General features: G+C 66.3%; 1 protein-coding gene. It reads right to left on the reverse strand.

Annotated elements, in window-relative coordinates; genetic code table 11:
- Positions 1-315: transposase domain-containing protein (locus tag ACW5W4_RS18945; protein WP_456690421.1), on the reverse strand; the 315-nt coding region annotated here is incomplete at both ends.

A 315-nucleotide genomic window follows, 5' to 3' on the forward strand; every position in this document is an offset into this window, starting at 1 on the left:
TCTGACAGAGCATGCGCACCTGGGGATAGGCGGTCTCGCCATGCTGGGTGCCGGGCTTGGCAAAGGCGGCGGCATTGTCCGGGGTATCGGGTGTGCGCCACATCACGCCATCGACGGCGAGCAGTTGCAGCCCGGCCCAGCCGGGGTGGTTGGCCTGTTGATGCCAGCGGGTGGCAGTGTCGTGGAACAGACGCGCAATGCTCTTGTCGCCGAGCTTTTGGCGGGCTTGCAGGAAGGCGCTGGGGGCGACGAAGGGGCGGTCGCCGGGCAGCAGGATATCGAGTTGATTGACCAGCTGGGTCATGGGGACGTTGC

The organism is Aeromonas crassostreae, from assembly GCF_054052445.1.